Raw genomic sequence first — 26,418 nt, forward strand, 5'->3', positions numbered from 1 at the left:
CGCTAAGTGAATGATAATGAACAGTTAATAAATTACAAATATTTTCCAATTATTTGGAAAGCAACATAGAAGTTATGAACAATCTATTTGAAAAAGAACTTGTTATAGCGAGCATCAAACAGTCGTTTGTGAAGCTCGACCCGAGGCAGATGATAAAGAACCCCATTATGTTCACGGTGGAGATTTGCACTGCCGTTATGCTGCCCGTGACCATCTATTCGGCGTTTAGCAGCGAGCAAGGCTCGTTTGCCTACAACGCATGGGTTTTGCTTATCCTCTTCGTCACCCTGCTGTTTGCCAACTTTGCCGAGGCCATAGCCGAAGCACGTGGTAAGGCTCAGGCTGACAGCCTACGCAAGACGCGCGAGGAGACGCCAGCAAAGCTGTATGTGAACGGTAATATCAAAACCGTCAGCAGTTCTTCTCTGAAGAAGGGCGACGAGTTTGTGTGCGATGCCGGCGATGTTATTCCTGCCGATGGTGAGATTGTTGAGGGACTTGCCTCCATCGACGAGAGTGCTATCACAGGTGAGTCTGCCCCAGTCATCCGCGAAGCCGGTGGCGATAAGAGCAGTGTCACTGGTGGTACAAAAGTGCTTAGCGACCATATCCGTGTGGTTGTCACTACGCAACCTGGCGAGAGTTTCCTCGACAAGATGATAGCCCTCGTGGAGGGTGCATCACGTCAGAAGACCCCTAACGAGATTGCACTTACCATTCTGTTGGCAGTGTTCACATTGGTGTTCTTGATAGTCTGCGTCACTTTAAAGCCCTTTGCCGACTATACGGGTACAGTGATCACCATAGCCTCGTTCCTCTCATTATTCGTTTGCCTGATACCAACAACCATCGGCGGCCTACTTTCTGCCATCGGTATTGCCGGTATGGATCGTGCGCTGCGTGCCAATGTCATCACTAAAAGCGGTAAGGCTGTGGAGACAGCGGGTGACGTGGATACGCTGTTGCTTGACAAGACAGGAACCATCACCATTGGCAACCGTAAGGCCACTGCGTTCTATCCTGCTGAAGGGGTGGATAAGGCCGAATTTGAACAGGCATGCCTCCTTTCCTCAATTGCCGACGATACTCCCGAGGGAAAGTCAATAGTAGAGTTTGGACGAAACGACGGATTCAGGATGAGGGCATTGCACACCGAGGGTGCCCACATGATAAAGTTTACTGCCGAGACGAAGTCGTCGGGCATCGTGTTGAAGGACAGCACAGAGATTCGCAAGGGAGCCTTCGAAACCATGCGTCATATTACCGAGGATGCCGGCTACACCTTTCCCGAGCATATCTCTTGTCTCGTGACAGCCATAACTAGCAATGGCGGTACACCTCTTGTTGTGACTGTCAACAAAAAAGTTGTTGGAGTCATCGAACTACAGGACATAATTAAACAAGGAATCCGTGAGCGTTTTGAGCGTCTGCATAAGATGGGTGTGAAGACAGTTATGGTGACTGGTGACAATCCACTGACTGCCAAATATATCGCAGAGAAAGCTGGAGTGGATGATTTCATTGCCGAGGCTAAGCCAGAAGACAAAATGAACTATATTAAAGCAGAGCAGAAGAACGGCAAACTCGTTGCCATGATGGGCGACGGCACCAACGATGCTCCAGCATTGGCACAGGCCGACGTGGGTGTGGCCATGAACAGCGGTACTCAAGCGGCCAAGGAGGCTAGTAATATGGTAGATCTTGACAACGACCCGACAAAGCTCATTGAGATCGTTGAGATTGGCAAGCAATTGCTCATGACACGTGGCACACTCACCACCTTCTCCATCGCCAACGATGTGGCGAAATACTTTGCCATTGTGCCTGCCCTCTTCATGGTATCCATACCAGAACTTGCAGCTCTGAACGTCATGAATCTTCATTCTCCCGAGAGTGCCATTCTCTCGGCCGTCATCTTCAACGCCATCATCATCCCGCTGCTCATCCCCTTGGCATTGCGTGGCGTGAAGTACAAGCCGATAGGGGCAAGCGCTTTGCTCCGACGCAATCTGCTGATATTCGGAGTGGGAGGTATCATTGCTCCATTTGTGGGTATCAAACTGATTGATTTAATCGTAGGTTTATTCTTTTAATTGAAATACAGATATGAAAAATTTTATAGTAGCTTTCAGGCTAACGATGGTATTGTGCATGTTCCTGTACCTCGGTTATGTAATGGTATTATGGATTTTTGGCAAAGTGGCAGGTCCGGGAAATGGTAATGCTGAAGTTGTGGAAGTGGATGGCAAAGTGGTAGGTGTAGCCAACGTAGGGCAGAACTTCACCAAAGACATATATTTTTGGGGACGACCCTCGTGTGCAGGCGATGGATATGATGCTGCCAACTCGTGTGGCAGCAACAAGGGACCTACGAATCCCGAATATCTTGTCGAAGTGGAGACACGTATAGACTCTTTCCTGATACATCATCCATACCTTGAGCGCAAGGACGTGCCGGCTGAAATGGTGACGGCGAGCGGTTCGGGACTCGACCCCGACATCACTCCGCAGTCAGCTCGGGTGCAGGTGAAACGAGTAGCTGCCGCAAGGCATCTCGATGAAAAGCAAGTTGCAACATTGGTTGAGAAATCCATTGAACGTCCGTTGCTTGGCCTATTCGGTCCTGCAAAGGTAAATGTATTGAAACTGAATGTAGCTCTTGATAAACTTAAACCAATCTTGAATTCACAAAAATGATGAAGATAAAAATTATTTTCGCATCTATTTTGGGAGCGGTCATGACCTTATCGTCAGCCGCTTCCGCACAAGACAAAGTAACCGTGAATGGCAACATTGACTTGGTAAATAACTACGTATGGCGTGGAATGGACCAGAACTCCGGCTTTTCGGTGCAGCCTAGTCTTGGCTTGTCGTACAAAGGATTGTCCCTGTCGGCATGGTGTAGTCAGAGTCTGACAAATAATGCTGACCGCGACGTTCAAGAACTGGACATTAATCTATCTTACTCCATTGATGGATTATCAGCCACATTGACAGATTATTGGTGGGGCGGATTGCATAATCCTTATGGTTACTACAAGCAAGGTCCAACAGACAATCCCATAGATGGAGGCCATCACTTTGAGGCGACTGTTGCTTACAACTTCAGCACTAAACTGCCTCTTACTCTCAGTTGGTCAACATGGTTTGCCGGAGCCGATATGCGTACGGACAGCGACAAGCGTTGCTGTTCAACTTACATCAATGCGTCATACGACATCGCTTGCCCGGCCGAAGTGACATTGACGCCATCAATTGGCTTTACACCATGGAAAGGCTACTATAACGGCAAGACCGCAATAACCGATGTATCGCTGAAAGCATCGAAGAGTTTTGGAATATCTGGTAAATTCTCGATACCACTCTTTGTTCAAGCAATAGTCTCACCCACCAACGACCATGTCTATCTCGTTGCCGGTGCAGGTATAGGATTTTGATGTGCCCGAAATTATGACGACCGTGCCATAATCATCATCGACTATGGCATGGTCTCCTAATGGCACACGCACTTGTGTTCCAATTCGTAGTACCTCTTCAATGAGTTTCTTTGTCTTGCCCTTTTCGAAATTAAGTTCAATTTATGGGCAAATGCCATTGCAAAGTTTAGAGTCCGCTGCTTTGCAGCCATGACAATTTATTGATTCAGCGAACACTAATTAGTTGAAAAACGTCTGGCACTATTCTTTGCCAGAGGTTATCATTTGGCCCAATTCCTGATAGAACGTCTCCACCTCGCCCAAATAAGTTTTCAATATCTTTCCATCGGGACCTATCAGCACCTTATAAGGATAGCCTTTCACCCTATATGCGGTCTCGACCTTCGCATCGGTGTCTCTCACCTGCGGCCACGGCAACTGGTATTTCTTCAAAGCCTGTTTCCATTTTTCGGCTTTGTCGTTGCAATCGATGCCCACAAACTCAATGCGGTCGCCGTATTGGGCATAGCATTCTTTCATTTTAGGAAATCCCTTGATGCACCATGTACACCACGAGCCCCAGAAGTCCAGCAGCACATATTTACCCCGCAGGGAACTGAGCGTGAGCGTATCGCCTTGTGGCGTGGGGAGGGAAAAATCGGGGGCCATCGCGCCGACTTTAGCCGTGTCGGCCACTTCTTTCTGAGCTTTCCTCATCACGGCCATCCGCTCGAAGACTTCCTGCCACATATCCAAATATCCTTTGAAACGACCGTTGCGCACTGCGGGACTAAGCTTCCGTATGACCGAAACCACACGGTCCATATTCACGTCGAGCACCAAAGTCGCCGTGGCGTCCTCGTCGAGATGCTGTACGATGTACTCCTCGACCACAGGGTGCCTGCGCCGATTGATGTCACAGTTGGCGGCTTCGCGTATACTGTCGAGCCGAACGGCATTGTCACCGGCAGCCACTCCCGCCTCATACTCTTTTTCGGCGATGTCAAATTCCGTGTTAAAAGGCCTTCCCACGTCCGTCACTTTGGCGTACTGCTGATAGAATGCGCTGCCCGAAATGCGGACGCTGTACTTGTCAATGAAATCTCCTTCTATGTTGACAAATTCGTTGGGGACAAAGAAAAAGTACATGACCTTTTTGGGACTGGATTTCAACCGAAGACTCCCTTGGTAGGCCTTGTCTATAGAAAGCGAAAAATTAAAATGGCCGTTGTTGACGGGCGTAGCAAAATTGATGATTTTCTTGTCCGGATTTCGCTCTACATACTCCACGAGGATGGAGTCGTTTGCAACGTCGGTCAGTGCGCCGCTCATCGTAAAATTGCTCTGTGCCGAGGCCCCTGACGAATACAGCCACGTTGCCACCGACAAAATAAAGAATTTCAATTTACATGCTCTTTTCATATTATTGGGATTTAAAGTTCTTTTCCAATGTTTCGGCAAGCAGCCTCATTCACGACAAAAATAGGTAAAATAGTTGATTTGTCAAAGTGTTTTCGTTTTGCTTCTTTCATGTTTTAACACCCAAAGGTAGTCATTTTTAGTGAATTATACAAATATTATGATATATATATCATTGAATATCAAAAACTTATATTTTTAGTAGAGCCTAAATGTAGAGGAAAGTATACAGCATCTTTTTATTTCTCTTTAACTGATCATACACACAAAGTATTGGAGGTGGGTCAGAAAGACTTTCATCCAGGATGCGCACGGAAGTTCTTCGGGACAAAAGATGAGCCTTTGTAAGAGTATAAACATGAAGAACTCAACCAATTACCCGAGCGAGTAATTCGTACTCAGACATCTCTAACGGGCGTACAACCCAAATTATCGCTGAACCTCAATAAACATAATGGTTGTAACCGACTGACTATCGTAGGTCTTTGGGATGACTATATCTTTAAGCCGAAGACAGAAAGAAAGCGAAAGAATACAGGCAAATTAAGGAAACAACCTACAAGAAATACCTTGAAGTTGACGAGGACGGATGGCCTTTGTATGACACATCAATAGGCTTCAATATGATACCTCTGTTCGGGATAAGCAGGGAATTTCAGCCAAATCTCTAATTAACTCCTTGTTAGTCTCTTTTTGTTTGCTACTTTCTGTATTCAGAACTTACTTCAAAGACTATGTAGAAGTTTCTCTATAAAAGCAAAAAGCGGAAAGCCTTTACTTATCGTACTTTCCGCTTGTTAGTAGGAGTGACCTCGTTGGGATTCAAACCCAAGACCTTCAGAACCGGAATCTGACGCTCTATTCAGCTAAGCTACGAGGCCATAATAAACGAGTGCAAAAGTATAGAAAATTATTGAATTTAACAAGTTTGTTTGTTCAAATTATTCTTTTTCAGCCGCAAACCTGTTCTTTGCAACGTATCTACAGAGCACGTCATCTTTTTGTGTGACGATAAAAATGGGAGTATATCCTTCATGATTCCCACTGATTGAATTAAGACAATATGAAAGATGAAGCGTTTATTTTTAATCATATTGACCGATTTACATCTTTTCTTATTGTATATCTTCCATAAATTTTCTACTTTTGCATGACAATTAGTGAAAGCATTTTCATCAAGTTTTGAACGAATAAAGAGCAACTACACCAAAATGAGTAAATTGATAAAACCTGTACACTATCAAGCTTTGTTGGATATGAGACAAACAGAGCAAGGTATTAAACTTATCAAAGATTTTTTCCAACAAAATCTTGCAACCGAATTAAGACTCAGACGTGTCACTGCTCCCCTATTCGTCTTGAAAGGTTTAGGTATCAATGATGATTTGAATGGCATCGAGCGTGCTGTTACGTTTGCTATCAAAGACCTCGAGAACGCACAGGCAGAGGTGGTACATTCCTTGGCTAAATGGAAAAGGTTAACATTAGCAGAGTATAAAATTGAGCCACCCTATGGTATCTATACGGATATGAATGCGATTCGAGCAGATGAAGAATTGGATAACCTTCATTCATTGTATGTTGACCAATGGGACTGGGAAAGCTCTATCCGACCTTCCGACCGCAACATTGCCTTTTTAACAAATGTGGTACAACGTATTTATGCATCATTGCTTCGCACCGAATATCTTACCTGTGAAACGTATCCACAGCTAACGCCCTTTCTTCCTCACGATATTCATTTCGTTCATAGTGAAGAACTGTTGCAAATGTATCCTGACTTATCGCCAAAAGAACGAGAAGATGCTATTTGTAAGAAATATGGGGCAGTATTCATTATTGGCATTGGTGGGAAGCTCAGTAATGGAGAAAAACATGATGGTCGTGCGCCCGACTATGATGATTGGTCAACTGTGACAGAGAATGGTTTGGCTGGACTTAATGGTGATATTTTAATATGGTATCCTGTCTTAGAACGCTCCATAGAACTCTCGTCTATGGGCATTCGTGTTGATAAGGAGAGCTTGTTAAGACAGTTGAAGCTTGAAAATCAAGAAGATAAACAACAGCTTTATTTCCATCAACAGCTTCTAAATGATAAATTACCACTGAGTATGGGAGGTGGTATTGGACAAAGCAGGCTCTGTATGGTCTTGCTCCAGAAAGCACACATCGGAGAAATTCAAGCCAGCATTTGGCCTGAAGACATGCGTAAAGAGTGTGCTGCAGTAGGAATGAAACTCATCTAACTCATCGTTCATCTTGTTCATCCTAAAACACGCCGTGTTAACAGCAACAGCTCATAAACACGGCGGACAGTCTTGACAGCTCTTAAAAGACAAAACCCAAATTGATATAGAAATTAGGTTGCTTTGTTTTTGTCGTCCAACCAATCGAACCTCCAAGAGGTCCGGCAATGCTTTGATAATAGTATGCGGCTTGTACACCGACCCTTAAGCTATGATCAAAAATATCATCCATTTTATCACCGTCTTTATAGACACCTACTTTAGCTATGATAAAATTATGATCAATTATACGTTGTTGAAATCTTAGTTGCGCTGCAACGAATTTATTTCTTACCAACTCTAAATAACTAATACCTGCGAAAGGCAAGTGTTGGTTCTCTGCATAATAATTGAAGTGATTTCCTCCAATCACCGTTTGTAAAATATAAGGAGGATTTTTACCAAACACACCTCTGCCGTAAAGCATTGGTTGTATTGTCAGTCGATTGTTCAAAGCAAATGATATTCTCCACATTGCGTTGACACTCCTAAATCCAGGCTCCTCGTCATATCCTACAAAGTTGTTTGTATGATAGCCATACGTCGCTTCGAACTTGGCACCACGTGTTGGAAAATACCATTTATCCTCAGAATTGTATTTCACACTCGCCTGATAAGTGATAAAATGTTGATTGCGCTTGTTGATTTGCCAGAGTTCTCGTTTCGCATCTTGTAACACAGCATTATATCGATAAAAATCCAAATAAGTGCCAAGTTGAAAATTAAAATTGCGGATATTAAAATCAAAGGGTATCAAACTCACCGTGTGTTGATTATAAATGATATTGGCATCTCTTTCACCTTTGTCATAAATATTTATATCCTGGTGGCGGAACACATAAGAAGCATTGACCTTACCCCAATGATTAAAATATAACGAAAAGTCGGCTCGCGCCATTGATCTCTTACCCAAACGCAGTGTAAAATCTGCAGCCATTGGCAAAAACTTATTTCTTACGAATAGCCCAAGATTGGCTTGCAGTGCCACAAGCTCTTCTGTATCAAAGCGAACACCCAATCTCGCCTTCTTCGTTTTATCGCCAATAGCAGCAATATGTAGGCATTCGCCCGCATCGGTTGGTGTGAGATAACAATCTGCATCATTATAGTAAAAATCTGCCCGCATTGAGTTTGCTATTTTTTGAAGCATCTCTGTGTTGATGCTATCTCTCTTTAGAAGGTGAAACTTTCTCAAAGTAAACTTTTGGTCTGCTGCATCCACTTTTTCAAATACCACATTTGCCAATTTAACTTTTTGTGGCAAGGTGTCCACGGTGATTTCAGTAAGATATTTGGCTCGCTGACCTGGTTTAATTCCGAGTTCATCGCGGAGCTTAACAAGCTGGTCCCATTGCTTCATAGCTGCCTCTTCTCCTCGTCGAATCAAGGTGTCTATGGCTGATTTTGAGAAAGAAGTAGTACCATATCCATCTGTACACGAGCGGATAAAGATATCTGTATTCTTCACATTCTCATCATATTTTTTCTTACAGTTAATATCAATAATCTGTCCTATGACACTCCCTCTTCGTGTCAAATCATCCGCTGTCTTGTCAGGTTCCTGTACGCTTAGCCCTATTACCACATCGGCTCCCATTTTTCGGGCTACATCTACAGGGAAGTTATTGCTCATACCTCCATCTACCAACACCATCTCTCCTTTTCGAATAGGAGTGAAAGCGCCGGGTATCGCCATACTGGCTCGCATTGCTTCTATCAGTGAACCACTATGGTACACATATTCTGCATCGCCAATGATATCGGTAGACACACAAGCAAAGGGAATAGGCAACTTATTAAAATCAATAGAGTCACGGTATCGATAAGCCAACTTCTCAAACAACTTGCGCAGATTTTTTCCTTCAATAAGACCTCCTGAGAAAGTAGGTTTCTTCTTACCAAAGTTCACATCTCTGGTTATGATATAAGTATTTTGCTTTTGGCGTCTCTTCAAACTTTCGTTCCTTACATCAATCTTATCAGAGAGCATCAAAGTCCAGTCTTGCTGACGAACAATGCTATCCATGAGCTGACTGTCGTAACCAATACTATACAGTCCGCCAATAATACTACCCATCGAAGTACCAGTGACAATGTCAACAGGGATACCAGCTCTTTCTATTACTTTTAAGGCACCAATATGAGCGAAACCTTTTGCGCCACCGCCACTCAACACAATAGCAATTTTCTTGCGTTGTGGCTGCGATTGTACTGGTATCGCCAAAAGCAATAATCCTACTAATGTGAAAATGGCAATCTTTTTCATTCTGTTTTTGTTTTTATGGTTGTATAGAGTGGTTAAAAAATCGTTGCTCTGCCAAGGTCTCATACCTTGTACCAGGCTGCCCATAGTTAGCATAAGGGTAGATGCTAATACCGCCTCTTGGCGTAAAAAGTCCTATGACTTCAATGTATTTGGGTTGCATGAGTTGGATTAAGTCTTTCATGATGATGTTCACACAGTCTTCATGAAAGTCACCATGATTACGAAAACTGAAGAGATAGAGTTTCAAACTCTTACTTTCCACCATGAGTTTTTGCGGGATATATGCAATCTTAATCTCCGCAAAGTCTGGTTGACCTGTAATAGGACATAGAGAAGTGAATTCTGGACAGTTAAATTGTACCCAGTAATCATTCGTTGGATGTTTGTTTTCGAATGTTTCTAACACTTCTGGCGCATAATCCATTTTGTATTTTGTCTTCGAACCCAAAGCCTTTAGTCCTTCATTTTTGCGAGTATCTTCCATTTCTATTTTTGTTTGAAATTGCCAACTTAGATGTTAAAAACTTGCAACACGTTATAATCTACATCCTCATCGTAGACGTCCACACCCTCATGTTCTTTCAGCTTTCGTACAACCCGAATCGTGATCGGTAACACCACAATTTCGTAAGCCGTCTTAAGTATCACCTGCCAAAGCATGAGCGGTAAAAGTGCAGAGGTTGGAATAACACCAATAAATGCCAAGGGGAAGAAGATAAGCGAATCTACCCCCTCACCAAAAATGGTGCTTAAAATCGCACGAAGAGAGAAGTTTTTACCCTGCGAACTAATCTTCATTTTGCTCATGACGTAAGCATTGACAAACGAGCCGCATAAAAAAGCGATAAACGAGGCAAAGGCAATTCGTGGTGCCAACCCGAATATATCATGAAAACTCTGCCCTAAAGTCCAATAACTTGCGCCAGGAATCAGATCGCACAAGGCTGCCATCATGACAAAAAAGAAGTTCATGGCAAACCCCAACCATATCAACAGTCGAGCTTTGCGATAGCCCCACACTTCACAAACACAATCATTAATAATATACGAGATAGGAAACACGATAAGCCCCCCTGTGAGAGATATCGGACCTACGGCTATTTGCTTTGTTTCTAACACGTTTGCTGTTATCAAGCAAACACAAAAAAGGATGCTGAAAAGCATAAACAACACACTCACATAGTGATTTTTCTTTTCCATTTTTCTTGTTTTTTAAGAGGTTGACCAAGCACTCTGTTTTGAGCCAATAAAGGATAAAATTCATTGAAGGATTTACATCATCAGTCTTTCTGTAATTCCTTTTGCCTGCAAAGTTAGTTATTTTTAGTGAGATATGATGGCTATTTCAAAAAAAACAAGTATTTTTGCGCTAAACGAATATAAAATAAAGTACAATGAAAAAGTTATTATTGTTTACAATGCTTGCTTTGGGCGTCACAACCACGCAGGCTCAAAATGCCGAATATGTCATCTCTGGAAATGCACCAGAAGGCACTAATTGGGTGTATTATTTCTACAATGGCAAGTTTAGATCTGTGGATAGTGTGGCTGTGAAGGACAATAAATTCCAGTTAAATGGCACTCAACCCCTCAACACTTTTATCACCGTAACTGCTGACAAGCAACACAGTGTTACAGTGGTGAATGATCACACCCCTATTACTGTCAACTTAAAGAATGGCAATGTCACTGGTTCACCGCAGAATGTACAGTTTGCAAACTTCCAAAAGGAACAGAACAAACTGGATGAAAAGATGATGGACATCTATAAAAAATATCAAGCTGTAGCCCCGGACAAAACGATTGAGGGACAAACTAAAAAGGGTGTCTTCGAAGGAATGATGGAACAAACAGAGCAAAAGCAGATAAAAGATATTTTAGTTTTTGCCAACTCGAACAAAAAAGGGGTGACTCCAGCTTACTTCTTAGGGCAGTCTTATTATTCACTGACTTATGAGGAGTTGGTTTCTGCATTGGACAATACCAGCGCTTACTATAACCATCCTATGATGGAAAGAGCCAAACAGCAACTCCGTTCTTTGGAAAAGCGCCGTCCCGGTTTGAAGTTTACAGATTTGGCAATGCATGATATCGAAGGGAAACCCGCAAAACTGAGTCAATGGGTAGGCAAAGGAAACTACGTATTGGTAGACTTCTGGGCGAGCTGGTGTGGACCTTGTCGCATGGAAATGCCAAATGTAGTGGATGCCTACAAACGTTATCATCAAGCCAAGGGATTTGATGTAGTTGGTGTTTCGTTTGACTCAAAGCTTGAAGCATGGAAGAAAGGAATACAAGATTTACAACTTCCTTGGCACAATATTTCTGATTTGAAAGGTTGGAAATGTGCTGCTGCCGATGTGTATGGCGTCAATGCCATTCCTTGCAATATCTTGGTAGACCCTTCAGGACAAATTGTTGCACAAGACTTGCGTGGTGCAAAGCTTGCTGACAAGTTAAAAGAAATTTACGGATATTAAGAAATGACGGTTCTGCCAAACAGAACTATCCGTTAAATTTTACGCTGAAAATGAGCTGAAAAGTTGATAGAAGGGCGCTTAATGCACTCACTTCTTTTCTCTATCAACATATCAACCAGTATTTTACGCTCATAGAAAGCCAAGAAGAAAAAGAGGGTAAACTTTATCAATTCTAAAAAATAACTGATAAAGTTTACTCGTTTTTTTCTTTTTTTCATTAACTTTGTGTCGTTACTCCATTGACTTAACGTGCTTAACCCATTGACTTTGTGCCGTTACTCCATTGACTTAACAAGCTTAACCCATTAACTTTGTGCCGTTACTCCATTGACTTAACGAGCTTAACCCATTGACTTTGTGCCGTTACTCCATTGACTTAACGAGCTTAACCCATTGACTTTGTGCCGTTACTCCAATGACTTAATGAGCTTAAGTCATTGACTTTGTGCTGTTACTCCATTAACTTAACGTGCTTAAGTCATTGACTTTGCAGGCTTAACACAATAACCTAACAAGCTTAACCCATTAACTTTGTGCTGTAATTCATTGACTTAACGAGCTTAACCCATTGACTTAATAGACTAATTCAGTGACTTAGCAGGCTTAACCCATTGACTTTGTATCGTTAACCCAATGACTTAATGCGCCTAATTCATTGATTTAATGAGCTTAACCCATTGACTTAACAGGATTAACTCAATGACCTAACGAGCCTAACCCATTGAGTTAATGTGTGCATTTGAAAGTTACGAAAAGCAAATATAGCAGCATCAGCAGAGATAGAAGTATTGATTGTTCGGGAAAATTGAACAAGAATGTTTGTGAAAAAAAGTTTTTTCTATCCTTTATTGCGGTGCATTCAAGGGTTTTTCGTAACTTTGTAACCAAATATACATTAAAGTATGACTGGAACAAAACAAATCAAGACAGCACTGATTTCAGTCTATCATAAAGACGGACTTGAATCTCTGTTATCAAAACTGCACGCAGAGGGCGTGAAATTTCTTTCAACTGGTGGAACACAAAAGTTTATAGAATCGTTGGGATATGAATGCCAAACGGTAGAAAGCGTCACCTCATACCCCTCTATTTTGGGCGGACGAGTGAAAACATTACATCCTAAAATCTTTGGAGGTATCTTGGCTCGACGAGACAATGACAGTGACCAACAGCAAATGAAACAATATGAAATACCTGCAATCGACTTAGTTATCGTCGACCTCTATCCCTTTGAGCAGACAGTAGCAAGCAATGCATCTGAAGCTGAAATCATTGAAAAGATTGATATTGGCGGCATCTCGCTCATTCGCGCAGGGGCAAAAAACTTCAAAGATGTTGTCATTGTACCAAGCAAAGCAGAATATAGTATGCTGGAAGATATTCTGAACAGGCAAGGAGCACAGACAACTTTAGAGGAAAGAAAGAAGTTTGCTGAACATGCGTTCAAGGTGAGCAGCCACTATGATACAGCCATACATACATGGTTTACCAAATAATATGACAGATATGGATATCGCAAATCGAAGCGAAATCCAACATTAGGTCTCAATAAAATATTGATTTAGAAATGGGATTTTTTTCTTTTATCCAAGAAATTGCAATGGACTTGGGAACCGCCAACACTATTATTATCAGTGATGACAAAATAGTTGTTGACGAACCTTCCGTCGTTGCGCTCGACCGTCGTACTGACAAAATGATAGCAGTAGGCGAAGAAGCAAAAATGATGTATGAGAAGACGCACGACAATATTCGTACTATTCGACCTCTGCGTGATGGTGTGATTGCCGACTTTACAGCCTGCGAACAGATGATGCGTGGACTTATCAAGATGGTAAGACCTGGTAGACGCTTGTTCTCTACCTCACTGCGCATGGTCATAGGGGTGCCATCAGGAAGTACAGAGGTGGAACTTCGTGCAGTACGCGACTCTGCTGAACATGCTGACGGGCGCGATGTGTACTTGATTTTTGAACCCATGGCAGCAGCCATTGGTATCGGTATAGATGTAGAAGCACCCGAAGGAAATATGATAGTCGACATCGGTGGTGGCAGTACTGAGATTGCTGTTATCTCTTTGGGAGGTATCGTATCCAACAACTCCATACGCACAGCGGGCGACGACCTTACTGCCGACATTCAGGAATACATGAGCAGACAGCATAATGTGAAAGTCAGCGAACGTATGGCAGAGCGTATCAAGATTCATGTGGGTTCTGCTTTGACAGACTTAGGAGATGAGGCACCAGAGGATTATGTGGTTCACGGTCCTAATCGCATTACCGCATTACCTATGGAAGTACCTGTTTGCTATCAAGAAATAGCACACTGTTTGGACAAGACTGTGGCTAAAATAGAGAATGCTGTCCTGTCTGCATTAGAGTCAACTCCACCTGAATTGTATGCAGATATTGTTCAGAATGGAATCTATCTCAGTGGTGGTGGTGCATTGCTCCGTGGTATCGACAAACGTTTGACAGACAAAATCAACATACCATTCCACATTGCAGAAGACCCTCTACACAGTGTTGCCAAAGGAGCTGGCATCGCATTGAAGAACGTAGATCGCTTCTCGTTCTTGATGAGATAAGGAGTGGTGCATTTTCACACTAATAATCAACTGTAAGTATGCGGAATCTCATTGAGTTTCTGGCACGTCAGCACCATTGGTTTGTATTTGTGTTACTTGAGGCAATTAGCCTTACCCTGCTTTTCAGCTACAATAATTACCAAAGTAGTGTGTGGTTTTCATCAGCGAATGTCGTTGTTGGTAGGATATATGACTGGAGTTCACAGTTAGAACACTTCTTCTCACTCACCAAAGTGAATGAAGAGCTCACGGCAAGAAATATTGCACTGGAAGAAAAGGTTTCAGACTTATCTGAGAAACTGACAACAGTCACAAAAGATTCATCTTACGTCAAAGATAGCTTACTGCTACCTGTACAAGAGATGAAATTGATTCCCGCTAAAGTCGTAAGCAACTCTATTATTCAGCCTGATAACCTCATGACTATCAATAAAGGTTCGAAAGATGGAGTGAAAAAGGACATGGGTGTGGTCTGTGGAACAGGGGTTGTAGGCATTGTCTATTTGGTGTCTCCACAGTATTCAGTCGTGATTCCATTGCTCAATACAAAGTCCAATATCAGTTGTAAAATAGAAAATAGAGAGTATTTTGGCTACTTGATTTGGCAAGGTGGAGCTACCGACATTGCTTATCTGGATGACATTCCACGACACGCACGGTTCAAGTTAAACGAAAATATCGTAACCAGTGGTTATTCGTCTATCTTCCCACCCGGAATAAAGGTGGGAAAGATTCTGCATGTGTACAACTCTGCAGATGGAGTTTCTTATAGATTAAGTGTCAAGTTATCAACAAATTTCAGTACGTTGCGCGATGTTTCTGTGGTCGATAACACGGCTATGAAAGAGCGCATAGAACTGATGCGGGCAGCCAGCGATTCACTGGAAGCTAAATAAAGATAGGAGTAAAGAGATGGGGGTTGATTTATTGAAAGGTATATCCATATTTGTAATATTGCTGTTATTACAAGTGCTGATATTTAACCATATCCATCTCTTTGGTTTTGCCACACCCCTTTTGTATGTGTACAGTATGTTGCTGTTTAGAAGAAACTTCCCAAAGTGGGGCATTTTGGTTTGTGGATTCTTGGCAGGACTAAGTGTTGACATCTTTTCAAACACCCCCGGACTGGCTTCTGCCAGTATGACATTTATCGGATTGATACAACCCTATGTATTAATATTATTCTTGCCACGTGATAGTGCAGAAGACTTACAGCCGTCAATGCACACATTAGGCATATCTGCCTTTTGGGGCTATGCCCTTGTATTAGTGTTCTTGTATTGTCTCATCTTCTTTTCACTCGAAGCATTCAACTTCTTTAACTGGCTTCAGTGGCTCAAGTGTGTCGGTGGTAGTACGGTTTTAACACTGATTCTACTCATGACAATAGAGAATGTTAGACGAGGGTAGACATGCAAAGTTGACCCACGAATTGACGAATGAAAGATTATAATCTTGAAAACCGCAGGTATGTTATTGCAGGGGTGGCCATTACTATTGTGGTCATCTATACCATTCGTCTGTTTACTTTGCAACTGTTGAGCGATGATTATAAAAAGAATGCTGACAGTAATGCTTTTCTTAAGAAAATAGAATATCCGTCTCGTGGAATCATTACAGACCGTCATGGCAAGCTAATGGTGTACAATCAGCCTGCCTACGACATCATGGTCGTGATGAATGAGCAAAAAGGTAGAATAGACACACTCGAATTTTGCGAAGCCTTGGGCATTACCAAAGAGTTCTACCAGCAACGAATGACGGAAATTAAAGATCGCAACAAGAACCCAGGTTACTCACGGTTTACGCAACAACTGTTTATGAGTCAGCTCAGTGATAAAGAGTTTAGTATCTTTCAAGAGAAAATGTATCGGTTCCCAGGGTTTTATGTTCAGAAGCGTAGCATCCGACAATATCAATATCCATACGCAGCACATATCTTGGGAGATGTGGCAGAAGTATCACCCAGCGACATTGAAGAGGATGATTATTACCAAGCTGGAGACTATATTGGAAAATTGGGCATTGAACGTTCTTACGAGAAACAGCTAAGAGGACAGAAAGGGGTTCAGATATTATTACGTGATGTTCACGGTCGCGTGCAGGGCAGCTATCAACATGGAGCATTAGATAAAAAGCCAATACCCGGAAAGAATTTAACGCTTTCTATCGATTTACAATTGCAAGCACTCGGTGAACGATTGCTGGAAGGAAAGATTGGTAGCATTGTCGCCATCGAGCCTTCTACGGGTGAAGTGCTGTGCATGGTATCTACACCTACCTACGATCCACGTTGGTTAGTGGGAAAGAAACGCAGCAAGAATCATCTTGCTTTACAGCGAAATGTTTGGAAACCTCTCTTGAACCGTAGCATTATGGGACAATATCCACCTGGTTCAACCTTCAAGACGACACAGGCTTTGACGTTTCTCTCAGAAGGAATCATCTCCCCTTCTACCCCATTTGCCTGCCATCGAGGATTTTATTTCCGTGGACTTCACGTAGGTTGTCACGGTCATGCTTCACCCTTAGCGTTAATTCCAGCTATAAGTACTTCATGTAATGCTTATTTTTGTTGGGGATTGTATTATATGATGAGCAATCGCAAGAAATATAGAAACGTACAAACAGCCATGAACACTTGGCGCGACTATATGGTCAGCATGGGCTTTGGATACAAGTTAGGAATTGATCTCCCTGGAGAGAAGCGTGGTCTCATTCCCAATGCAGCGTTTTATGATCATGCTTATAAAGGCTCATGGAATGGACTGACGGTGATCAGTATTTCGATTGGGCAAGGCGAAGTCAATCTTACCCCTTTACAAATCGCCAATCTCGGGGCTACCATTGCAAACCGAGGATATTATTATGTACCGCACGTTGTGAGAAAAGTACAAGGTGAGGCCATGGATACGCTATACACTCGAAGGCATTATACCAAAGCAAGCAAACGAGCGTATAATTACGTTGTGGCAGGAATGCGGTCGGCTGTAGAACGAGGAACATGTAGGTCAGCAAACCGATCTGATTATATTGTCTGCGGAAAGACAGGTACAGCAGAGAACCGTGGACACGACCATTCTGTATTCATGGGCTTTGCTCCCATGGACAACCCAAAGATAGCCATTGCCGTCTATGTTGAGAATGGAGGATTTGGTGCTGATTATGGCGTTCCTATTGGGTCTCTCATGATGGAACAATACATCAAAGGAAAGCTTTCACCAGCATCAGAGGCGAAAGCTAATGTATTTCAAAATCGAAGAATAGGATATGGCAAGAGTAACCGATAAACCGTCTGGCGTCTTTCGTTCATTAGACTGGTGGACCATTCTTATCTACATGTCACTGCTCATCTTTGGCTGGCTAAGTGTCTGTGGAGCAAGTTACACATATGGTGATACCGATATTTTCAGTTTAAGTACGCGTTCAGGAATGCAAATCATCTGGATTGCTTCGTCCATTTTTCTCGGATTTGTCCTGCTCATGTTAGATGACAGATACTATGACATGTTTGCATATATCATCTATGCCGTCATGCTGTTGTTACTTTTTGCAACTATATTTAATCCCCACGAGATAAAAGGTTCAAGGTCATGGTTAGTGCTTGGTCCCTTGCGCCTACAGCCTGCAGAGTTTGCAAAGTTTGCTACTGCCTTGGCTGTTGGTAAGTATATGGGGCGATATGGCTTTAATATTCATAAGTGGAAAGACTTTGCTTATGCGTTAGGCATTGTACTTTTACCCATGCTTTTCATCGTAGCACAGAAAGAAACAGGTTCTGCTTTGGTTTATTTATCATTCTTTCTCATGTTTTATCGAGAAGGAATGCCTGGCAGTGTTCTGTTCACTGGGGTGGCTATGATTATTTATTTTGTCGTTGGCATCAAGTATGAAGACGTACAATTGTGGGGACTTCCTGTCTCTTTAGGTAAATTCATTGTCATATTGCTCTTACAATTGTTTTCTACATCCATGGTTTACCTCTACTGTAAGGATAAGAAACAGAGTCAATTCCTCACGCTTATTTCACTCGGCACCACCCTCATTGCCCTGTTGTTTGCCAAGTTTGTGGTGCCATTTGATATCGTTTGGGTTCAATTAGTTGTAACATTCGCTTTGATTGGCTTTCTACTTTACTGCTGGTTAGCCAGCCAATATAAGAGTTATCTCTACATTGCATTGTTTGCATTGGGTTCATTGGCTTTCTTTTACTCTGCCGATTATGTCCTAAATAATGTAATGAAGCCTCACCAAAGAGTACGTATAACAGTGCTGTTGGGCTTAGAAGAAGATATTTCTGGGGTGGGATACAACGTGCATCAGAGCGAAATTGCCATTGGAGCTGGTGGACTGAAAGGTAAAGGCTTCTTAAATGGAACCCAAACAAAACTAAAGTTTGTTCCCGAACAAGACACAGATTTTATTTTCTGTACGGTAGGTGAAGAGGAAGGGTTCATTGGATCGGCAGGCGTATTACTGCTTTTCTTGGCTTTAATCTTACGACTTTTGAAAATGGCAGAACGACAACCTTTTGCCTTTGGACGTATCTATGGCTATTGTGTCGCCAGCATCTTTTTGTTCCATGTCTTTATCAATGTGGGCATGGTACTTGGGCTTACCCCCGTTATTGGCATCCCCTTACCATTCTTCAGTTATGGGGGGTCATCGCTATGGGGCTTTACCATCCTGTTATTTATATTCCTGCGAATTGATGCAGCACGCAACATCGTCCATACGTAACAATACGACAGAAAGGAAAAACGGGAGTCAAACCCAAATTATCATTGTTTTTGACTCCCGTTTTTGATACGTTACTTTTTATTCTTCTTATCTATTTTCTCCCAGTAACGCTTACCTTTTTCCTTGAGTTTTGCTGTAAAAGCTTTTGCTTGGGCATCATTTGCCGCCTCTTCTTCAGGAGAGGCAAAAGCATGCGAATAACCCTTTATCGTATTCCAACCACCTCTTGTAAAGTCGGGTACCTCTACTGGAAGACAGCCATTGTCCATGGATATTGCTCCCAATTCAGCCAAACAGCACCATTCTGCCAAGTCATAAACATCAATGTCCATAGGCAATCCGTTCTGTAAGCAATAAACCAAACGACAGTCCATGATGAAATCCATACCGCCATGGCCGCCTACTTCCTTCGCTTCATCGCCATATTTTGTTACCAAAGGACTTGCGTAAGCTTTTTCCAATGCCTTCATATCTTCCTTTGAAAGGTACTCATGCCCCGACAAATCATCATTCGAAGGAGACACGCCACCTTGCTTCATGTTCTTTGAAGATAGTGCATAGCCCTCAACAGGATATTTGTTAGCAAAGCCTTCAGTACCTGTGAGCTGATACATTCTATTATATGGTTGAGGAGTCATGACGTTGTGATGTATCTCTATCACTTTCCCTTGCTCCGTTCTAATAAGCGTTGTAGTTTGGTCTCCATTGGCAAATTTCTCACAAGGCTTTCCACTCATCTGCTCAACATGTTTCTTTCCATTGAATGACTTTGTGTCCATGGCTACCAAAGTCTTCATTCTATCTCCTCTGTGGATGTTCATTACTTGTGCTACAGGACCAAGTCCATGAGTGGCATAAACATCTCCACGATATTTTTGATTATAGTCCAATCGCCAGCCTAACTTGTCGTTTTGGTCTTTTTTCCAATAGTGATCCCAGAAAGGAGATAGCTCGTGGCGGTATGCTCCTTGTGCATAGATGACTTCACCAAACAAACCTTTCTGTGCCATGTTCAACGAATTAAGCTCAAAGAAATCATAACAGCAGTTTTCAAGCATCACACAATGCAACCGTGTCTTTTCAGACATGTCGATAAGCTGCCATATTTCGTGCATGTTCATCGCAGAAGGAACTTCGATAGCCACATGCTTCCCATTCTCCATAGCACACTTAGCCACTGGGAAGTGGTGCAACCAGTCGGTAGCAATATATACTAAATCAATGTCTTTGCGCTTGCAAATTTCCTCGTATCCTTTTTCACCACTATAGATATCGGCAGCTGGCATCGAGGCTTTTCTCAAGTATTTTTGACAGTCTTCTGCCCTTTCCTTCTCATAATCGCACAATGCCATGACCTGTATACCAGGTATATGCGTCCATCTCTCCACCGCACCGGGGCCACGCATACCCAAGCCAACGAAAGCCACGCGTACGGTTTTCAACTTTGGCGTCTTTAATAACAAAGCCGACTGTTGTCCTGCTGCCCGCTGAGGTACTTCGGTAACAATCTTTCCACCTTCGATTTTATACTTCCAATTGAATTGTGCCATTCCCTTGCTGGGCAACAACGTAAGTGCTGCTACAGCAAGCATCATAGATAATGTCTTTAACTTTTTCATTCTTTTATGGGTTAATAATAATATAGTTAGTTTTTTTGGGCGTTACAAAGATACAAATAAAAAAAGGGAAAATGGACATTTGCCGACTCAAAAACCATCTTCAGTGAGCAGTTCAACATCCTTTTCTCCCCCTTCCACACAATAGAGAAAACACATCTCAGCATGCGTGGACTGACACCTCTTTACAGATTTACTTTCTTATAAGGGTGATACCCACGTTGCTAATACCTGGCAGAATCTCCCTTTTCATATCGTGTCTTACCTTGATGTGGAGTGAATCACCCTGCTGCAACTTTAACTGAGTAATATTGAAATCGTATTGATAATAGCTAATACCTCGTCCCTGTGCTATCCCGTTGTTGCCAATGAGTTCACAATCCAAGGTGTCTACATATTTATTACGATGGGGCAACACCGTTTGCTCTACTATCAGGGTCAGACTTTTGAAAGGAAAACTACTGTTGATGCGCATGGCCAATTTAGCTTGATAGTTGCCCGACTGGCGCATCGGTGGCACATCAAAGGTCAAAGTATCATTTTTCTCCCACCCAGAAAGAGGTGTATGCTGAAATCGATCATACACCTTGCCTTCGTTGCAAGCAAAAAAAAGCAAACAACAACAAACGAGTATCCCTACATTTTTCATGCTCCACTACTGATTCTTCGTCTCTTCCGAACGTCTTCTCTCTGTTGGGCGACCCTCTTTGTCCATGGGCTTTCGGCGATTTCTGTTTTGATTTGCCCCACGAGTTGCCTCCTGTTCAGAACCTTGTTGGCGTCTTCTTTTCCGTTTCTTCGTTTGATCAAATCGACTAATGTCAGCTCCAGCTAACAAATCGACAGGACGTGCTTTCTCTTTTTGCCTACCATCCGAAAGCAACGATGCAGGTTTTTCACCCCGCTTGTTCATCTCTATAATCTCCTTGGCACGATGGGTGGTAATCGTTTCTAAGTTAGCAGCGAGGTTTTTATCGGTAGAATAAGTGACTAATCCAGCCAAGATGTCCGCCTTAAAGAAATAGTAATCCCCGTCAACGGTTTGCAGAATAATCTCTCTACTTGGGATTTTCCTGCTTGATTCCACGTAGTCATCGGCTTCATAGTTGAGACAGCACTTTAGTTTGGCACACATCCCAGCCAGTTTTTGTGGATTTAAGGAAATGTCCTGTATGCGAGCGGCATTCGTGCTTACCGATACAAAGTTCTTCATCCACGTGGCACAGCACAGCTCTCGTCCGCATGGACCTGTTCCGCCGATACGTCCTGCCTCCTGTCGGGCACCTATCTGCTTCATCTCAATACGCACATGAAAGGCATCCGCCAACACCTTAATGAGCTGTCTAAAGTCCACACGTTCATCGGCAATATAATAGAAAATGGCTTTGTTGCCATCGCCTTGATATTCTACATCTCCAATTTTCATCTGTAGCCCCAAGTCTTTGGCAATCTTCCTACTTTGTATCATCGTATCATCCTCACGTGCCTTCGCCTCTTCATACTTTTGCATGTCCACGGGCTTCGCTATTCGATAAATCCGTCGTATCTCATCAGGAGACTTCAGATTGGCTTTCTTAATTTGGAGTTTCACCAAACTTCCTGTCAACGTCACCACACCTATGTCATGCCCTGGACTTGCTTCTACTGCCACAATATCGCCTTTTTTCAAGTCCAGTCCGTTCACATTATGGTAATATCCCTTACGTGTATTTTTGAATTGTACCTCAACCAAATCTGTCGTTAGGTTATTACCTGGAACATCAGCCAACCAGTCGTAAGTGTTCAACGGTCTGTCTTGACGACCACAAGACCGACGACAGAGTCCTCTGTCACAACCGTTGGCTAATTTGAATTTCATATTTTTGTAATCCATTGTTTCTTTTTTGTCATGAGATGTCCTGCACTTATCCCTACCGTTAATAACATCGGAAGGCGCATCATCTCTATTATATGTTTATTTTCTCATCAATAGCACAATTAAATGCAAGGCTAAATCAAAAAAAACAATTTTAGCATTGGCATTTTGTCCTATATCCCTACGTGCCGTTGCCAATAGCTCATCAATTTCAATCACATTGGCTTCATTCACAAAACGAGCAAAGTTTTTCGTAAAATCTTCTTCTTCCTGCGTCATATAAACGAGTTCTGGTTGCTGAAAGTTATACATAAAACTTTCACGAATCATCCTACTGAAATAGGTCAGCATCCGCCGTTGCTTTTCACGTCCAAATCCTGCCACGCTATCTGTCCATTTCTTCAAGCTCCTGATATTGCGCATATAAGCCAAGCGCATCAACAGCTTAAAGGTGTCCAAGAACTGCTTGTTCTCGTTGTCTGCACTCAATGTCTGCAATGCCCTGAGCCAACTGCCGTTCGCGATACGAGCAATATAATGCGCATTGTTGGCTTCTATTCCTCGTTGCTGTATCAGTGCTTGTTCAATAGCCACGTCGTCTATGCGTGGGATATCGATTCGTTGCACACGACTCAGAATGGTTTCTAACAGTCGGTCGGGCTCTTCGCATACCATTAAGAACAAAGTTTGCGAGGGAGGTTCTTCTAACAACTTCAACAGTTTGTTGGCGCAAACCTGATTCATTCGTTCGGGTAGCCATATTAAGCAAACCTTATATCCTCCTTGACTGGACTTCAGACTTAACTTCTGCGTCAGGTTGTCACTCTCTGCCTCAAATATTTGAGCCTGTTGGGTAGTTGCCTTCATGCACTCGAGCCACTGGTCAATGCTAAAGTAGACGGTGTCATTGAGCAACGTCCGCCACTCTTTGCCAAAATCATCACTAATCATTTTATGATCGGAAGATGTGCCTGTGGGACGAATCACTGGATACGTAAAATGCAAATCGGGGTGTTGCCAGTTACGCAACATCGCCTCGGCATTGAGTATGGCACTTTCTGAGGCAAGAATAGACTGTCCGTTTGCGTCTCGCTCTCCTAAGACATAAGAGGCAAAAGCCAAAGCCAAAGCCAACTTGCCGCATCCTTGTGGACCACAGAGCATCAGCGCATGTGGCACACGATTTTCGTGTACCAGCTGCACAAGCCGAGCCTGTGCCTCCTCTTGACCAATCACCTCGCTGAATTTCACTGTCCTCAATGGTTGATAAAAGCCTTACATAAAAAGCACTTTCATGCCAATTTACGTTGTTTGCAAAGTTACTAAAAATTACGCAAAATTGTTACAAGGTATCAATATATTTGACTAATTGCAATGGGAAAAATGGTAAAAAAACGTACAAACAGTTCTTTATAATTGCTATATTTTACGTCTTCCGCATCTTCGGCTGCATTTAGCCAAATTTTGAAAATGCGCTAATGCGCTTATCTACATGGGTTTGTCGGCTTACTCCATTACATTAACACGGTTAAGTCATGTAGATAGGCAGGTTAACCCATTGACTTAATCTCGTGAAAACAGTCATTATTTTGCACGTTTTCACTCAAATAGAACCGTTTTTGAACAAAAAAATCACCTCGAACTATACTTTTACCCTATCTTTCCCCATTATTTGTGATGCTCAAAACGTCAAGAGACAAAAACGAAAGGCAAGTACTGTTTCTATTTGTGCAATTCTTTTGAACAGAAAAAATGTCATTTTATTTTACGATTTTTATTGATTACTTTTGTAAAAATCATTACTTTTTTCAGGCTGGTTCTATAAATTAGCTTTGTTAGATTTTGAGCTTATTTTTGAGGTCAAAATGCAAGAGAGTGAAGGAGTGTAGCGAGCTACACGACTGAACGAACTTACATTTTGAACCAAAAAGAAGCCAAAAGATAACAAAACGTATTTCATAAAAATTTAATGACTATATGCGGTGGTAATTTATAGAACCAGCCTTCAACTATTTCATTTCAGAAATGGGATATATTTTTAGAGATAAGGAAAAAAGAGAATAAGAAACAGACTTCGAAGATAGCAATGCAAAAAACAGAGAAAATGTTTACAATAATTGAGAGATGCACACATTTTTTCGTATTTTTGCAGACACACGAAGCGTATATCAAGCAAATATAGCATGAAGCAAAACATCATCATCTCTCATCATTTACAAACAGACCTTACCAAAGCTATAGCAGACTGCCAACCCGACTATCTGTTTGTACTCACAGATAACACCACAAGAGAACACTGTTGGACGAGAATACAAAATTTGGAAATACTGAAAGAGGCACAACTCATTACCATTGCCCCTACCGATATGCACAAAGACCTGCGATCAGTAGAACAAATTTGGACAGCACTGCAAAACAATCATGCCACTCGCCATTCTTGTCTTATCAATTTGGGAGGTGGAATGGTCACTGACATCGGTGGATTTGCCGCTTCTACCTTTAAGCGTGGCATCTCATTCATCAACATCCCCACTACCCTTTTGGCAATGGTAGACGCCTCAGTGGGCGGTAAGACAGGTTTTAATTTTAATGGGCTAAAGAACGAAATTGGGGTTTTCAACGATGCGAATTTTGTGATTCTCAACACCTGTTTTCTTCAGACACTGGATTTGGAGAACCTGCGAAGTGGTTATGCAGAGATGCTGAAACATGGATTACTTGCCCATGAAAATAGGTTTGCTCAGTTACTTTCGTTCAATTTGGAGTACCCCATTGACTACCAGCTCCTACAACAGATGGTGGAAGATTCGGTGAAAATAAAAGAGGACATTGTGAGACAAGACCCTCATGAGAAAGGTCTACGCAAAGCACTCAACTTAGGTCATACCTTTGGACATGCTTTCGAGTCTTGGTCATTGAAACATACCCCCATTCTACATGGTTATGCGGTTGCCTACGGACTGACTTGCGAATTGTATTTGAGTGCCCTTAAATGTGGGTTTCCTACCCACAAGATGCACCAGCTAAACCAGTTTATTCGCGAGAACTACGGTACACTTCCTATCACCTGTCATGACTATGATGCGCTTATCCAACTGATGACGCATGACAAGAAAAATGTAGGAGACACCATCAACTTTACTTTGCTTGAGAATATAGGAAAGATGAAGACAGACCAGACTGCCACGGTTGAGGAAATCAAAGAAGCTTTGGACTTTCTAAGAGAAGGATGCTAAGCACATCAAATGTCATTCTTACAAGGGGGATTAAAGCCCAATACTGGGGTCATAAAACGATGCTAAAATCAGCATGACGACGACAGAGAACACGCATACTGCGATAGGTATGTACTTGGTGTATTGAGACACGGATGTTGCCCTATGCCTTTGAGCAAAATTGCGTACATACCACCTCACGGTAAAACAAACAAGTGTGGCATTGAGGAGTCCTAACAAGGCTCCTGCCAACAAGTCGCCAACATAGTGTACGCCCAAATACAAACGAGTATAGCATAACAAAAAAGCCCATACTACCAATAAAACGCACAAATTTCTTAGCCTAAAAAGGTAAATCATCAAAAACACCAATCCCCATGAGTTAGCAGCATGTGCTGACGGGAAACCATATTTTCCACCTCGATATCCGTCTACTATCTGTATCACTGATGAGATAAGTTACTATGTTTGCAAAGGCTAACACACGGAGACAAGTCGGATGCCGCTCTTCGGAGGCTTCGCGCCTCCGG

The 26,418-nt window shown here is 42.4% G+C and carries 21 protein-coding genes and 1 tRNA gene; 12 read left to right on the top strand and 10 right to left on the bottom strand.

The annotated features are described in order from the left end of the window. Positions 1–74 precede the first annotated feature (74 nt). Genes kdpB through DEM91_RS08475 form a run of 3 tightly spaced genes read left to right on the top strand, consistent with a single transcriptional unit; the run spans position 75 to position 3,437 of the window. Positions 75–2,093: a potassium-transporting ATPase subunit KdpB gene (gene kdpB, locus DEM91_RS08465; protein ID WP_249858609.1), complete on the top strand. Its 2,019-nt coding sequence runs from the start codon at positions 75–77 to the stop codon at positions 2,091–2,093. 13 nt (positions 2,094–2,106) lie between these two features. Next, complete coding sequence (locus DEM91_RS08470) at positions 2,107–2,697, top strand: K(+)-transporting ATPase subunit C (RefSeq protein ID WP_249858610.1); 591 nt, start codon at positions 2,107–2,109, stop codon at positions 2,695–2,697. Continuing rightward, positions 2,694–3,437, top strand: coding sequence for a TorF family putative porin (locus tag DEM91_RS08475; RefSeq protein ID WP_410525638.1), 744 nt, complete (start codon positions 2,694–2,696; stop codon positions 3,435–3,437). The genes DEM91_RS08470 and DEM91_RS08475 overlap by 4 nt, the downstream gene beginning before the upstream one ends. 240 nt (positions 3,438–3,677) lie before the next feature. Here DEM91_RS08475 and DEM91_RS08480 read toward each other — a convergent pair whose 3' ends face one another. Both DEM91_RS08480 and DEM91_RS08485 read right to left on the bottom strand, forming a co-directional pair. After that, on the bottom strand, positions 3,678–4,838 hold the full coding sequence (locus DEM91_RS08480; RefSeq protein ID WP_249858611.1) for a TlpA disulfide reductase family protein: 1,161 nt from the start codon (positions 4,836–4,838) through the stop codon (positions 3,678–3,680). Positions 4,839–5,642: 804 nt separating this feature from the next. Further along, a tRNA-Arg gene (locus DEM91_RS08485) sits at positions 5,643–5,716 on the bottom strand. 330 nt (positions 5,717–6,046) lie between these two features. On the opposite strand from DEM91_RS08485, the gene asnA reads away from it, so the two are divergent. Beyond that, the gene (gene asnA, locus DEM91_RS08490; RefSeq protein ID WP_249858612.1) at positions 6,047–7,084 is read left to right on the top strand and encodes an aspartate--ammonia ligase; all 1,038 of its coding nucleotides are present in this window, start codon (positions 6,047–6,049) and stop codon (positions 7,082–7,084) included. Between the two features lie 82 nt (positions 7,085–7,166). Here the strand turns inward: asnA and DEM91_RS08495 are convergent, their stop codons facing one another. The 3 genes from DEM91_RS08495 to DEM91_RS08505 are packed head-to-tail and all read right to left on the bottom strand — an operon-like array spanning position 7,167 to position 10,589. Next, complete coding sequence (locus DEM91_RS08495) at positions 7,167–9,389, bottom strand: patatin-like phospholipase family protein (RefSeq protein WP_249858613.1); 2,223 nt, start codon at positions 9,387–9,389, stop codon at positions 7,167–7,169. A gap of 13 nt (positions 9,390–9,402) precedes the next feature. Beyond that, the gene (gene queF / locus DEM91_RS08500; protein WP_025072745.1) at positions 9,403–9,873 is read right to left on the bottom strand and encodes a preQ(1) synthase; all 471 of its coding nucleotides are present in this window, start codon (positions 9,871–9,873) and stop codon (positions 9,403–9,405) included. A 26-nt stretch (positions 9,874–9,899) separates the two neighbouring features. Further along, positions 9,900–10,589: a queuosine precursor transporter gene (locus tag DEM91_RS08505; protein WP_249858614.1), complete on the bottom strand. Its 690-nt coding sequence runs from the start codon at positions 10,587–10,589 to the stop codon at positions 9,900–9,902. Between the two features lie 194 nt (positions 10,590–10,783). Here DEM91_RS08505 and DEM91_RS08510 point away from each other — a divergent pair, with 194 nt between their 5' ends. The 7 genes from DEM91_RS08510 (at position 10,784) to rodA (ending at position 19,202) form a co-directional block, all read left to right on the top strand. After that, positions 10,784–11,869 (top strand): TlpA disulfide reductase family protein, encoded by a 1,086-nt coding sequence (locus DEM91_RS08510; RefSeq protein ID WP_249858615.1) that lies wholly within the window; start codon positions 10,784–10,786, stop codon positions 11,867–11,869. Positions 11,870–12,771: 902 nt separating this feature from the next. Then, a complete protein-coding gene (locus DEM91_RS08515; protein WP_249858616.1) occupies positions 12,772–13,365 on the top strand; it encodes an IMP cyclohydrolase in 594 nt (197 codons plus the stop codon). Positions 13,366–13,436: 71 nt separating this feature from the next. Further along, a complete protein-coding gene (locus DEM91_RS08520; RefSeq protein WP_008125450.1) occupies positions 13,437–14,459 on the top strand; it encodes a rod shape-determining protein in 1,023 nt (340 codons plus the stop codon). 38 nt (positions 14,460–14,497) lie between these two features. After that, positions 14,498–15,355, top strand: coding sequence for a rod shape-determining protein MreC (mreC, locus tag DEM91_RS08525; RefSeq protein ID WP_249858617.1), 858 nt, complete (start codon positions 14,498–14,500; stop codon positions 15,353–15,355). A 16-nt stretch (positions 15,356–15,371) separates the two neighbouring features. Further along, the gene (mreD, locus tag DEM91_RS08530; RefSeq protein WP_102188237.1) at positions 15,372–15,872 is read left to right on the top strand and encodes a rod shape-determining protein MreD; all 501 of its coding nucleotides are present in this window, start codon (positions 15,372–15,374) and stop codon (positions 15,870–15,872) included. A gap of 29 nt (positions 15,873–15,901) precedes the next feature. After that, positions 15,902–17,752, top strand: a complete 1,851-nt coding sequence (mrdA, locus tag DEM91_RS08535) for a penicillin-binding protein 2 (protein ID WP_249858618.1) — start codon at positions 15,902–15,904, stop codon at positions 17,750–17,752. Continuing rightward, positions 17,733–19,202, top strand: a complete 1,470-nt coding sequence (rodA, locus tag DEM91_RS08540) for a rod shape-determining protein RodA (protein ID WP_249858619.1) — start codon at positions 17,733–17,735, stop codon at positions 19,200–19,202. Before mrdA ends, rodA begins: the two co-directional genes overlap by 20 nt. A gap of 71 nt (positions 19,203–19,273) precedes the next feature. On the opposite strand, the gene DEM91_RS08545 is transcribed toward rodA, so the two are convergent. The 4 genes from DEM91_RS08545 to DEM91_RS08560 form a co-directional block, all read right to left on the bottom strand. After that, positions 19,274–20,821 carry a Gfo/Idh/MocA family protein gene (locus DEM91_RS08545; RefSeq protein WP_249858620.1) on the bottom strand — a complete coding sequence of 516 codons (1,548 nt, stop codon included), beginning with the start codon at positions 20,819–20,821 and terminating at the stop codon, positions 19,274–19,276. 190 nt (positions 20,822–21,011) lie between these two features. Then, positions 21,012–21,467 carry a gliding motility lipoprotein GldH gene (locus tag DEM91_RS08550; protein ID WP_249858621.1) on the bottom strand — a complete coding sequence of 152 codons (456 nt, stop codon included), beginning with the start codon at positions 21,465–21,467 and terminating at the stop codon, positions 21,012–21,014. Between the two features lie 6 nt (positions 21,468–21,473). Then, positions 21,474–22,691, bottom strand: a complete 1,218-nt coding sequence (locus DEM91_RS08555; RefSeq protein WP_249858622.1) for a stage 0 sporulation family protein — start codon at positions 22,689–22,691, stop codon at positions 21,474–21,476. Positions 22,692–22,772: 81 nt separating this feature from the next. Further along, positions 22,773–23,924 carry a DNA polymerase III subunit delta gene (locus tag DEM91_RS08560; protein ID WP_249858623.1) on the bottom strand — a complete coding sequence of 384 codons (1,152 nt, stop codon included), beginning with the start codon at positions 23,922–23,924 and terminating at the stop codon, positions 22,773–22,775. A 932-nt stretch (positions 23,925–24,856) separates the two neighbouring features. Here DEM91_RS08560 and aroB point away from each other — a divergent pair. Beyond that, the gene (gene aroB / locus DEM91_RS08565; protein WP_249858624.1) at positions 24,857–25,909 is read left to right on the top strand and encodes a 3-dehydroquinate synthase; all 1,053 of its coding nucleotides are present in this window, start codon (positions 24,857–24,859) and stop codon (positions 25,907–25,909) included. A gap of 30 nt (positions 25,910–25,939) precedes the next feature. Here the strand turns inward: aroB and DEM91_RS08570 are convergent, their stop codons facing one another. Then, on the bottom strand, positions 25,940–26,335 hold the full coding sequence (locus DEM91_RS08570) for a phosphatase PAP2 family protein (protein ID WP_249858625.1): 396 nt from the start codon (positions 26,333–26,335) through the stop codon (positions 25,940–25,942). Positions 26,336–26,418 lie beyond the last annotated feature (83 nt).

Source organism: Prevotella sp. TCVGH, assembly GCF_023522295.1.
GTDB classification, from domain to species: domain Bacteria; phylum Bacteroidota; class Bacteroidia; order Bacteroidales; family Bacteroidaceae; genus Prevotella; species Prevotella timonensis.